Source organism: Microbispora rosea (assembly GCF_044460045.1).
Lineage (GTDB): Bacteria > Actinomycetota > Actinomycetes > Streptosporangiales > Streptosporangiaceae > Microbispora > Microbispora rosea.
Genome location: NZ_JBITJO010000005.1, coordinates 141,758 through 153,188 on the forward strand (window position 1 = coordinate 141,758; position 11,431 = coordinate 153,188).

At 70.7% G+C, this 11,431-nt stretch carries 8 protein-coding genes; 4 read left to right on the forward strand and 4 right to left on the reverse strand.

The genetic code is table 11. The annotated features are described in order from the left end of the window. Window positions 1-90: 90 nt before the first annotated feature. Window positions 91-1,533, reverse strand: coding sequence for an MFS transporter (locus tag ACIBK1_RS22565; protein ID WP_081903264.1), 1,443 nt, complete (start codon window positions 1,531-1,533; stop codon window positions 91-93). A gap of 149 nt (window positions 1,534-1,682) precedes the next feature. Beyond that, window positions 1,683-2,600 carry a hypothetical protein gene (locus ACIBK1_RS22570; RefSeq protein ID WP_396737454.1) on the reverse strand — a complete coding sequence of 306 codons (918 nt, stop codon included), beginning with the start codon at window positions 2,598-2,600 and terminating at the stop codon, window positions 1,683-1,685. Window positions 2,601-2,960: 360 nt separating this feature from the next. On the opposite strand from ACIBK1_RS22570, the gene serA reads away from it, so the two are divergent. The 3 genes from serA to ACIBK1_RS22585 all read left to right on the forward strand — a co-directional run bounded on the left by serA (window position 2,961) and on the right by ACIBK1_RS22585 (window position 7,618). Then, the gene (gene serA, locus ACIBK1_RS22575) at window positions 2,961-4,550 is read left to right on the forward strand and encodes a phosphoglycerate dehydrogenase (RefSeq protein WP_030506092.1); all 1,590 of its coding nucleotides are present in this window, start codon (window positions 2,961-2,963) and stop codon (window positions 4,548-4,550) included. A 786-nt stretch (window positions 4,551-5,336) separates the two neighbouring features. Continuing rightward, window positions 5,337-6,383: a 3-isopropylmalate dehydrogenase gene (locus ACIBK1_RS22580; RefSeq protein WP_396737457.1), complete on the forward strand. Its 1,047-nt coding sequence runs from the start codon at window positions 5,337-5,339 to the stop codon at window positions 6,381-6,383. A 143-nt stretch (window positions 6,384-6,526) separates the two neighbouring features. After that, window positions 6,527-7,618: a branched-chain amino acid aminotransferase gene (locus ACIBK1_RS22585; RefSeq protein WP_030506090.1), complete on the forward strand. Its 1,092-nt coding sequence runs from the start codon at window positions 6,527-6,529 to the stop codon at window positions 7,616-7,618. A 101-nt stretch (window positions 7,619-7,719) separates the two neighbouring features. Here the strand turns inward: ACIBK1_RS22585 and ACIBK1_RS22590 are convergent, their stop codons facing one another. Together ACIBK1_RS22590 and ACIBK1_RS22595 are read right to left on the reverse strand one after the other, a co-directional pair. Next, on the reverse strand, window positions 7,720-8,385 hold the full coding sequence (locus ACIBK1_RS22590; RefSeq protein ID WP_396737460.1) for a hypothetical protein: 666 nt from the start codon (window positions 8,383-8,385) through the stop codon (window positions 7,720-7,722). A 194-nt stretch (window positions 8,386-8,579) separates the two neighbouring features. After that, window positions 8,580-9,233, reverse strand: a complete 654-nt coding sequence (locus tag ACIBK1_RS22595; protein ID WP_030506088.1) for an O-methyltransferase — start codon at window positions 9,231-9,233, stop codon at window positions 8,580-8,582. Window positions 9,234-9,506: 273 nt separating this feature from the next. On the opposite strand from ACIBK1_RS22595, the gene cimA reads away from it, so the two are divergent. Then, a complete protein-coding gene (gene cimA / locus ACIBK1_RS22600) occupies window positions 9,507-11,081 on the forward strand; it encodes a citramalate synthase (RefSeq protein ID WP_030506087.1) in 1,575 nt (524 codons plus the stop codon). The last annotated feature ends 350 nt before the right edge of the window (window positions 11,082-11,431 follow it).

Consider the following 11,431-nt stretch of genomic DNA (forward strand, 5'->3'; position numbering starts at 1 on the left):
CGGCGGCTCCGGGATCGCCGCGACCGCCCGCACACCGCCTGGTCGATCACCGTGCCGACCCTGCGGGACGAGCGGATCTGCGCGATCAGCTCATTCCTCGGCGCGGAGCACTTCGCCGGGTTCGGGCTGCCCGCCGTCCTTCCCGGCGGTCTCAGCACCGGAGACGGCGGCCGCTGCGGGCGTGGTCCCGGCTCCGCCGGTGACGGCGGCGAGGCGGTCGGCGGTCAGGTCGTACCTGAGGGTCATCAGCACGCCCGCGAACGTGATCAGAGCGGGCACCACGGTCACGCCGATCATCACGGCGACGTGGGCGCTGCCCGGCTGGGTCACCGGATGCTCGGGATCGGAGGAGACGAATCCCCCCGCGCTCAGCACCCACCCGTACGCGGTCGCCCCGAGCGCCGTCACCGCGTTCTCCACCGCGGTCCACAGGCCGGTGAAGACGCCGCCCCTGCGCTCGCCGCTCACCGCGCCGTCGTGGGCGATGACGTCGGCGAGCATGGAGAACTGCAGCAGTTGCAGGCCCGCGTAGCCGACGCCCACGATCATCACGCACAGGTGCGCGTACAGCTCGCCGAGCGCGGGCGTCGCGAGGATCAGCAGCGCACCGCCCGTGAACAGCGAGCCCGAAAGGATCATCGCGCCGCGCTTGTCGAGCTTGCGGGCCAGCCACACCCACAGGGGCATCGTGACCAGCATCGGCCCCACGAGCGCCGCGAAGAGCGTGGTGGTGGCGGAGGTGTCGTCGAGAGAGTACGCGGCGAAGTAGGGCGCCCCCGCGAGCATCACGCCGGCCCCGAGCGTCTGCGCGGAGCTGAGTCCGAGAAGCCACAGGAACTGCTTGCTCGTGCGGGCGGCGGCAAGCTGCTCCCGAAGCGTCCCCTCGGACTTCTGCGGGGCCGTGAAGGGCGCGCGGGCGGTGCCGAAGAACGAGGCCAGCATCGCGACGAGCAGGATCACGCCGAAGCTGATGCCCATGGTGCGATACCCGTCGGCCGTGTCGCCGGCGATCGCCGGAGCGAGGATGCCGCTCATCGCGATCCCGACCGCGATGAGGACCATGCGCCACTGCAGCAGCGAGGTCCGCTCGTGGTAGTCGGTCGTCATCTCCGCCGGCATGGCCTTGTACGGCACCTCGTACAGCGCGTATCCGGTGGTGGCCAGCAGGAACGTGAGGCCGACGTAGGCGGCGGCGGACGCGCCGGTGAGCGGCGGCCCGGCGAACACCAGCGCGAACGACACCGGCAGCACCGCGGCCCCGGCGAGCAGCCACGGACGGCGTGGTCCCCAGCGCGAGACCGTGCGGTCCGACCATCGGCCGACCATCGTGTTGGCAATCAGGTCCCAGGCCTTGGGCAGGAAGAGCACGACGCCCGCGAGCCCGGCGGGGACCGCGAGCACGTTGGTCATGTAGAAGAGCAGCAGCAGCCCGGGGATCGTGGCGAAGTTGGCCGTGCAGAACGAGCCGACGGCGTACCCGAGGCGAACCCCGAGGGAGACCTTCGAAGGGGACGGCGTCGCCGTGGAAACCATGGCGACATTCAAGCCGAGCAAGCGTCCGTTCGGAAGGATTCTCCGGCAACGGTTCGGCGGCTGCCCGGTGTCCCGCCGATCTCCGCCGGCCCGGTGCAGGCGCGGTGCCCGGCGCGGTGCCGGCGGAGATCGGTGACGGGGCTCCGGGCTCAGTCGCGAACGTCGGGGCAGACGACGTGCGCGCCGATCTCGATCAGGCGGCGTTCGGTGTGCGCGTCGGCGACCCTGGCCATGAGCACCGGCGCCTCGCTGGCCGCCAGTTGCGGCAACCGGCTGCGCACCCGCCGGTGCAGTTCCTTAACGATGTCGTCGGCGGCGGAGATGTGCACCTTGACGTGCAGCATGATTCCCCACAGCCCGGCGGCCGTGCGCGCCTCGGAGATCCAGACGTGGTGGACGTAGGGATACTCCGGCAGCAGTTCGGCGACCGCCACCCGCAGCGCCGGCAGGATCGGATGACGCGTCCTGCGGTAGCCGGGGTCCACGACCTGCATCGCCCCCGACAGGTGCTGACGGGGAGCGGGGATCCGCTGCGACGGCAGCGCGGAGGCCGCCGCCGCGACCGGGGCGGGCATCGGCGGGGCGGGCATCGGCGGGACGGGCGTGGCCGGCGGGGGAGCCTGCCGCGTGGCCTGCGCACGGGTCACGGTCGCCATCGCGCCCGTGGCGTACGCCGTGGGGGCGGCCGAGCCCATGGCCGACAGCGCCGGAGCGGGACCGGTGCGGGTCTGCTCCAGATAGCGCTGCAGGTCGTCGATCGGCACGGCGGCGGCAGCGGGGCCGGCCGCGTCGATCACGATCTCGCGCACGCCCGTGACGCGCTGGATGTCGAGGATGGTGTCGACGTCGCACGCCGACAGCGAGTGGCTGCCACGGTGCCGGGCGTAGGTCGCCGGTCCTGTGTAGCCGAGCAGAACGCGTTCGCCGTTCTGTGTCGTGCCGAGCACCACGGAGCGGTCGGGGCGGACCGCCACCAGGATGCCCCACTCCGCGAGGGCCGCCAGGAGTTGCCTGGGGCTGCCATGCCGCGCGAGAACGTCGCCCAGAGAGGGGTTCCCGATGCTCATAGCCTGAACGATAGGGACTGGACCATGGCGAATCAGGCTAATCCCCAAGAATAGGTGCGATCAATACCGAGATGGGTGGCAGTCCGTATGGATCAGGCGTAGCCGGGGTACATCGACCGGCTGGGCCCGTAGGTGAGCGAGTCTCATGAATCCCCTCGGTCCCACCAGAACCTGCGGGCGGCCGGCGGCGGGACGGCCCCGGAGCCGCGCGGATCGAGATTCCGAGACCGGGTCGTCGTGCCGTCGCGACGCCGCCGAGACCTTGGGTGTCTCGTATGCCGGGCGCTCGTGAGAGCTTTCACAAGGCCCGGATAGACTCACGTCGTCCGCGCTGTCGCACTTCACGAAGGACTCAACCCAGTGAACAAGCCCGTCGTACTTGTCGCAGAAGAGCTCTCAGATGCGGGTCTCGCCGTGCTCGGCGCGGACTTCGAGGTCCGGCACACCGACGGCGCCGACCGATCGCAGCTCCTGCCCGCCCTCGCCGACGTGGACGCCCTGATCGTACGCAGCGCGACCCAGGTCGACGCGGAGGCCATCGCGGCGGCGCCCAAGCTGCGCGTCGTCGCCCGCGCCGGGGTGGGCCTGGACAACGTCGACGTCGAGGCCGCGACCAAGGCCGGCGTCATGGTCGTGAACGCCCCGACCTCCAACATCACCAGCGCCGCCGAGCACACGGTCGCGCTGATCCTCGCCAGCGCCCGCAACGTGGCCCAGGCGCACTCCGCGCTCAAGGGCGGCGAGTGGAAGCGCTCGAAGTACACCGGCGTCGAGCTCGACGAGAAGGTCATCGGCATCCTCGGCCTCGGCAAGATCGGCCAGCTCGTCGCGCAGCGCCTGCAGCCGTTCGGCGTCGAGATCATCGCGTACGACCCCTACCTGCAGCCGGCCCGCGCGGCGGCGATGGGCGTGCGGCTGGCGTCGCTGGAGGAGGTGCTCCAGCAGGCCGACTTCATCACGGTCCACCTGCCCAAGTCGAAGGAGACCGTCGGCCTCATCGGCGACCGCGAGCTGCACATGGTCAAGCCGAGCGTCCGGCTGATCAACGTCGCCCGTGGCGGGATCATCGACGAGAACGCCCTCTACTCCGCCCTCAAGGAGGGTCGCGTCGCGGGCGCGGGCATCGACGTGTTCGCCAAGGAGCCCTGCACCGACAGCCCGCTGTTCGAGTTCGACCAGGTCGTGGCGACGCCGCACCTCGGCGCCTCCACCCACGAGGCCCAGGAGAAGGCCGGCACGCAGGTCGCCCGCAGCGTCAAGCTGGCGCTCGCGGGCGAGTTCGTGCCCGACGCGGTGAACGTCCAGGGCGGCGCGGTCGCCGAGGACGTCAAGCCGGGCCTGCCGCTCACGGAGAAGCTCGGCCGCATCTTCACCGCGCTCGCGGGTGAGGTGGCCACCCGCCTGGACGTCGAGATCCGGGGCGAGATCTCCGCGCAGGACGTCCGGGTCCTGGAGCTGGCCGCGCTCAAGGGCGTCTTCACCGGCGTCGTCGAGGACGCGGTGACCTACGTCAACGCGCCCCTGCTGGCCAAGGACCGCGGTGTCGTGGTCGAGCTGGTCACCAGCGCGGAGAGCCCCGACTGGCGCAACGTCATCACGGTGCGCGGCGTGCTCGCCGACGGACGCACGGTCTCGGTCTCCGGCACGCTGTCCGGCCCCCGGCAGATCACCAAGATCGTCGAGGTGAACGGCTTCGCGATGGAGATCGAGCCGACCGACCACCTGGCCTTCTTCACCTACGCCGACCGCCCCGGCATCGTCGGCATCGTCGGCCGCCTGCTCGGCGAGCAGAACGTGAACATCGCGTCCATGCAGGTCTCGCGGGACGTGAAGGGCGGCAAGGCGCTCATCGCGTTGACGGTCGACACGGCGATCCCGTCCGAGGTCGTCGAGCAGATCGCGGGGGAGATCGGCGCCGACAGCGGCCGTACGGTCGACCTGGAGGACTGACGCTCCGCATCGCTTCATCGAACGGCCCGGCGCCCGCGCGCCGGGCCGTTCGTGTTTTCCCCGTGTCTTCCGCCCAGCGAACCGCGTCTCACGAAGTGAGATACTAGGTCGTCCTACGAGATTGTGGGGTACTCTCGTGATGACGAGGCGCCCCGCACTTCCACCTGCCGCGACGGGGCCTGATCAGGGCAGGCCGGCCCGTCGCGGAGCGCCGCGCCGCCGGCCTTCGGCTCGCCCGTGACGCGTGACCCGCGTTCCACCGGTGGCCGACGTACCGGATCCGCGACAGGCGGATCCCGATCTCAGCATTCCTCCGTCGAAGAGAGAATCGCCATGTACGAGATGTACCCCTGGGGTCGTTCCGAGGACGCCGAGGACGAGGCGGCCGCCGCGCTGCAGATCGCGCTCGACCGCCGCGACAACGGGGGCGTACCGCAGCGCTGACCTGGGCCGACCTGGCCAGACGAGACTTGGCCTGACGTGCCTGGCCTTCGGCTGATCTGGCCGGGATCGGCGCGATCGGCGACCCTCCCGGCCTGGAGCGTGCCAGCCTCGTCCGTCCCGGCCGGGCTGCGCGCCGGCGGCACCGGCCCGCGCCGCCCTGCGGCATCGGGCCGGACGCCGTGATCCTCAGGGGCGCCGGCGGCCGGGCTGTCCACGGCCCGCGCGGCCTCGTCTTCGGGCGTGCCCTCGCGACGGGACCCGCCTGACGCGCAGGTACGCCCAGGTATGGACCGCATGGTGAGATCGTGTTCCGATCTCCGAGACAACCGGTAAGGTACACGCATGGAGTCGAGCAACATCCGCCTGGCAGTGATCCCCGGTGACGGTATCGGCACGGAGGTCGTCGCCGAAGGCCTCAAGGTCCTCAACGCCGCAGGCGTCAAGTCCGAGACCACCGAGTACGACCTCGGTGCCAAGCGCTACCACGCGACCGGGCAGACGCTTCCCGACGAGGTGCTCGACGAGCTGCGCGGCTACGACGCGATTCTGCTGGGCGCCGTCGGCGACCCGAGCGTGCCGCCCGGCGTCCTGGAGCGCGACCTGCTGCTGCGCCTGCGCTTCGAGCTCGACCACTACGTGAACCTCCGCCCGGTCAAGCTGTTCCCCGGTGTGACGACCCCGCTCGGACAGGCCCGTCCCGAGGACATCGACATGATCGTCGTCCGTGAGGGCACCGAGGGCCCGTACGCCGGCGCCGGCGGCGTGCTGCGCCGCGGCACGCCGCAGGAGATCGCCACCCAGGAGTCGCTGAACACGGCCTACGGCGTCGAGCGCGTGGTGCGCTACGCCTTCGAGAGGGCCGTGGCCCGGCCGCGCCGCAAGCTGACGCTGGTCCACAAGACCAACGTGCTGACGTACGCGGGCGACCTGTGGGCGCGCACCGTCGACCGGCTCAGCCTGGAGTTCCCCGAGGTGGAGACCGACTACTGCCACGTCGACGCGGCCTCCATGTTCTTCATCAGCCAGCCGCAGCGGTTCGACGTGATCGTCACCGACAACCTGTTCGGCGACATCCTGACCGACATCGGCGCGGCGGTCGCGGGCGGCATCGGCCTGGCGGCCAGCGGCAACGTCAACCCGGCCCGCACGGCGCCGTCCATGTTCGAGCCCGTCCACGGCAGCGCGCCCGACATCGCGGGCCAGGGCAAGGCCGACCCCACCGCCACGATCCTGTCGGTCGCCATGCTCCTCGACCATCTCCGCCACGCCGAGGCGGCGGCCCGCGTCGAGCAGGCCGTGGCCGACGACCTGATCGAGCGCCAGAGCGGATGGACGGCACGCTCCACCCGCGAGATCGGCGACGACATCGCCGCCCGAGTAGCCGGCTGATTCCGGCCGCTCATCCCGACATCACGCGCATGGCGGCCCGGTATGGGCCGCCATGCGCTTTTTCATACCTGTGAAATGCCCTAGTTTTCCCTTAGCCGACTCGTCGCACAATTACTACGACGACGTAGAGAGAAGGACCTCGCATGACCACCCACCTCAGGTTCGACGTGCAGCTCAATCCGCAGGCCCGCAGTGCGGCCGAGCGCGAGCAGGTGCTGGCGAGCCCCGGCTTCGGTCAGGTCTTCACCGACCACATGGTGTCCATCGACTGGACCGAAGGGGAGGGCTGGCACGACGCGAAGCTCCAGCCGTACGGTCCGCTCGTCCTGGACCCCGCCACTTCCGTGTTCCACTACGCCCAGGAGCTGTTCGAGGGCCTCAAGGCGTACCGGCAGCCGAACGGCTCGATCGTAGCGTTCCGGCCGTACGCGAACGCGGCGCGGTTCAACCGGTCGGCGCTGCGGATGGCGATGCCGGAGCTTCCCGAGGAGGCGTTCGTCGAGTCGCTCGAACTCCTCGTGCAGACCGACCGCGACTGGGTGCCGACCGCCGAGGGCCACAGCCTCTACCTGCGTCCCTTCATGATCGCCACGCAGCCCGCCCTCGGGGTGAACCACCCCTCGCGGAGCTACAAGTACATGGTGATCGCCTCGCCCGCCGCGTCGTACTTCACCGGCGGCCTCAAGCCGGTCTCGGTCTGGCTGTCCACGGAGTACACCCGCGCGGCGCCCGGCGGCACCGGGTTCGCCAAGTGCGGCGGCAACTACGCGGCGGCGTTCGTGGCCCAGCGGCAGGCCGTCGAGGAGGGCTGCGACCAGGTCGTCTGGCTCGACGCCTTCGAGCACCGGTGGGTCGAAGAGATGGGCGGGATGAACCTGTTCTTCGTCTTCGGCGACCGCCTCGTGACCCCGGCGCTCACCGGGACGCTGCTGCCCGGCATCACCCGTGACTCGATCCTCAGCCTGGCCGCCGAGCTGGGATACACGGCGGAGGAGGGCAAGATCTCCATCGAGGAGTGGCAGGCGGGCTGCGAGTCGGGCGAGCTCACCGAGGTCTTCGCCTGCGGCACCGCCGCCGTCGTCACCCCCGTCGGCTCCGTCAAGGGCGTCGACCGGAGCTGGACCGTCGGCGACGGCACCCCCGGGCCGGTCACGATGAAGATCCGTGAGGAGCTCGTGGGCATCCAGTACGGCAGCCGCCCCGACGCCCACCACTGGATCCACAAGATCTGCTGACGGCCGCCCCGCCTCCCCCCAGGCGGGCGCCCGTCCGGTGTGCGCTCCGGAGGGGCGTGCCCGGGGGCTGGGTTCACGTAGTCGCGTTCAAGCGGTCGCGTTCAGCCGGTCGCGCCCGGGCACGTCGTGCCCACCGCCAGGACGGACAGCGACACCAGCCCGCGGAGCAGGCCGGTGCCCCCGCCGCTCACCCCGGCCCTCGCGCCGACACTGATCAGGGTGCGCGCGGCCGGGCACGGCGCCGGCTCCGCCGCGACGGCGGGCGAGGGCGCGACGGCGGGCGGGGGTGCGACGGTGGGCGAGGGCGCGACGGGAGACGGCTTGGGCGTCGCGGTCACCGTGACAGTGACCGTGGGCACCGGAGTGGGCCTGGCGCCGGGCGTCCGCGCAGGCGCGGAGGGCGCCGGGCTCACGCTCGGACCGGCGACGGTCACGTGCTGGGTGATGTTGCAGACCCGGGCGCGCCGGCACAGCGCGTTCTGCACGTTCGAGGAGCCGCCCGCGGTGTTGGTGGACGTGTGCTGGTAGCCGCGGTTGTGCGTGTCGCCGGACACCGACAGCTTGTCCCTGGGCCGGTCCTGCGGGTCCTTCCCCTGGGTGGTCGCGACGTTGCGCACCGCGCGATCGGTACGGCCGTGCCCGTTGTCGGCGGCGGCCCCGACCGGGACGACGCCGGTGACGAACACGGTCGAAGCCGATGTCCCGGCGAGAAGGAGACCGGCGATCCTGCCGGTGAGAAACGCCCCGCCGCCGCGCCGACAAGTCATTCGCCGCCCCCTGTTCGGATCAGACGCCTGGTTGCATCAGACGCTGCGTGATAAAGACGAGCCCCGGGCAAAGCGATCCGCCAATGCGAATCGCTTCGCGAGCGTACTCACCGAGGGGGCGCCGATCGTGTGTCCCGCGCCTCTATGGCGCGTTATTACGCCATCATTGCCCTACGTCCATCGAGATCCGGGGTTCAGTTCTTCCTGATGAGCGTGAGCCCGTCGGCGACGGTCAGGAGCACGCTCGTCACCCGGGAGTCGCGTGCGACGAGGTCGTTGAACTCCCGCATCGCGGGCACGTTGCCGCCGGCGGCGGGATCGGTGATGTCGCCGTGCTGGAGCGTGTTGTCCACGGCGATCAGGCCGCCGGACCTCAGCCGGGGCAGGATCTCCTCGTAGTAGACCGGGTAGCCCGGCTTGTCGGCGTCGATGAAGGCGAAGTCGATGCTCTCGCCCGCCGGCATGGCCCGCAGCGTGCCGGCGGCCGGGCCGAGGCGCAGCTCGATGCGGTCGTCGAGGCCCGCCTTCTGCCAGTAGCGGCGGGCCACCGCCGTCCACTCCTCGCTCACGTCGCAGGCGATCAGGCGCCCGTCCGCGGGCAGGCCCCTGGCGATGCAGATCGACGAGTAGCCGGTGAAGGTCCCCACCTCCACGGCGCTCCGGGCGCCGCTGAGCCGGACCAGCATGGTGAGCAGGGTGCCCTGCTCCGGCGCGATCTGCATGCTGATCCGGTCGCCCACCAGCCGGTGGGTCTCCTCGGCCAGGTCGGCGAGCAGGTCGTCGGGCGGGCTCGTGTGCGCCGCGGCGTACGCGGCGACGGCCGGTGTGGTGAACATGGCAGCCTTCATGGCATCACACTAGATCGTCGAGCCCTCTGACCTGCGCGAACACCCTCCCATATCTCGTACTATGAGATCGATGTGCCAGAGGGTGACCGGCTGTGGCAAACTGCTCAGCACCATGTACTACGGTCTGCTCATTATCGGCAGGCGCGCCGGCTGAAGGACATCGCCGGCGCGCAGACCTCTCACGTCCGTGAGGGGTCTTTTTGTTTGAGCGGCCTTCTCGGTTGGGGCCGACAAGCGCGCGGCGAGACGCAACCCCGCGAAGGAGACACAGAGATGGCCGACGATCGTTTCCACGTGTACGACACGACGCTCCGCGACGGCGCCCAGCAGGAGGGGCTGAACCTCACGGTCGCCGACAAGCTGGCCATCGCACGTCACCTGGACGGCCTCGGCGTCGGCTTCATCGAGGGCGGCTGGCCGGGCGCCAACCCCAAGGACACCGAGTTCTTCAGGCGGGCTCAGACCGAGCTCGACCTGAAGCACGCGCAGCTCGCCGCGTTCGGCGCGACCCGCCGGGCGGGCGTGAAGGCCGCCGACGACCCCCTGGTGGCCGCGCTGCGCGAATCCGGCGCGCCGATCGTGACGCTCGTGGCCAAGAGCCACGACCGCCACGTGGAACTGGCCCTCCGCACGACGCTGGAGGAGAACCTCGCGATGATCCGCGACACGGTCTCCCACCTGACGGCGGAGGGCCAGCGCGTCTTCCTCGACGCCGAGCACTTCTTCGACGGCTACCGCTCCAACCCCGCGTACGCGCTGGAGGTGCTGCGCACGGCCGCGGAGGCCGGGGCGTCGGTGATCGCGCTGTGCGACACCAACGGCGGCATGCTGCCCGACGAGCTGGCCGACGTGGTGCACGAGGCGGCCGGCACCGGGGCCCGCATCGGCATCCACTGCCACGACGACACCGGCTGCGCGGTCGCCAACACGCTGGCCGCGGTGAAGGCCGGCGCCACGCACGTGCAGGGCTGCGCCAACGGGTACGGCGAGCGCTCCGGCAACGCCAACCTGTTCACGGTGGTCGCGAACCTCCAGCTCAAGCGGGGATTCGACCTCGTGCCGCCGCAGTCGCTGCGCGAGATGAGCCGCATCGCCCACGCGATCACCGAGGTCACCAACGTCACGCCGAACTCCCACCAGCCGTACGTCGGGACGTCGGCCTTCGCGCACAAGGCGGGCCTGCACGCGTCGGCGATCAAGGTGGACCCGAACCTCTACCAGCACATCGACCCCGCCGAGGTCGGCAACGACATGCGGATGCTGGTCTCCGACATGGCCGGCCGCGCCTCGGTCGAGCTGAAGGGCCGCGAGCTGGGCTACGAGCTCACCGGCGAGCAGTCCAGGCAGCTGGTCGAGCGGGTCAAGGACCTGGAGGCCAGGGGGCACACGTTCGAGGCCGCCGACGCGTCGTTCGAGCTGCTGCTGCGCGACACGGTCGACGGCGAGCACCGGCGCTACTTCACGGTGGAGTCGTGGCGGGTGATCGTCGAGCGCCGCCCCGGCGGCGACGTGGTCAGCGAGGCGACCGTCAAGCTCCACGCGAAGGGCGAGCGGATCATCGCGACCGGCGAGGGGAACGGCCCGGTCAACGCGCTCGACAGGGCGGTGCGGCTGGCGCTGGAGAAGCTGTACCCCGAGCTGGCCGGGGTCGAGCTGATCGACTTCAAGGTCCGCATCCTGGAGGGCACCCACGGCACGGACGCGGTGACCCGAGTGCTGATCACTTCGAGCGACGCGACCGGCGAGTGGGCCACGGTCGGGGTGGGCGAGAACGTCATCGAGGCGTCCTGGCAGGCGCTTGAGCAGGCGGTGACCTACGGTCTGCTGCGGGCCGGGCACAGCGCCTGACCAGCGCGAACCTTCCTCGGGGCATGGTGCGGGCGACGCTCACGGTGCGCTGGTGAATGCTGTGGTTTTAGTGACATTTAGTCTAGTTGGTGCTTAGATAGGCGAAGCTCCTGAGGCGGTCTTCGCCACGATCGGCGATCCCGGCCGCGGTTCCAGCCTCAGCGCCCCGCTCTGGCTCAACGGAGGGTGAAGGCAAGAAGTATCTGCGCACCGAACCCCGTGCTGTCGCGGTGCCTGCCGCCAGGCTTCTGATCGTTCTATCGGAGGCGGCCGGTGCCGTGAGAGCTGAGCGTCCGTCTGTCACCATGACCAGCCACGTGACTAGGGGAGTCCGAGAACTTTCGGCTCCC